The following is a 386-nucleotide window of genomic DNA, read 5'->3' as shown; positions in this document are numbered from 1 at the left end:
CCCTACGGGAGTGCTGGGGAGAGTGCAGGCGATGGAGCCGACCGAGGACCTGCACGAGGTCTTCGAATCGCGTCCGCTGCCGGGCCTTTACCAAGTCGGTCCTTTCCATCTGAACGGGCGACTCCTTCCGCATCACGTGCCACACGCGGGAGTGCGACTGACGGGCCCAAACCTGAGCGTGGCCTACAGCGGCGACGCCGGCCCCGACCACGTGCTCGGCGATCTGGCGACTGGTACGGATCTGCTGGTCGCCGGAGCAACACTGCAGGGCGCCGCTGTCGACCCCCACCTGCTCAGCGCCACCCAGGCCGGCCAATGGGCTGCTCGCGCGGGAGTGGCGCGCCTGGTGCTGACGCACTTCTGGCCCGGGGCCGATCGTAGGCAGT

The 386-nt window shown here is 69.2% G+C and carries 1 protein-coding gene; it reads left to right on the top strand.

Features of this window, described 5'->3' with window-relative positions:
• Positions 1-31 precede the first annotated feature (31 nt).
• Positions 32-386, top strand: a 355-nt coding sequence (locus tag IG94_RS41395) for an MBL fold metallo-hydrolase (protein WP_248783127.1), incomplete at its 3' end; no start/stop codon positions are given.

Source organism: Streptomyces olivaceus (assembly GCF_000721235.1).
GTDB lineage: Bacteria > Actinomycetota > Actinomycetes > Streptomycetales > Streptomycetaceae > Streptomyces > Streptomyces olivaceus.
The sequence above is the reverse complement of the archived record's forward strand: the minus strand, read 5'-3'. Positions and strand labels throughout refer to the sequence as shown.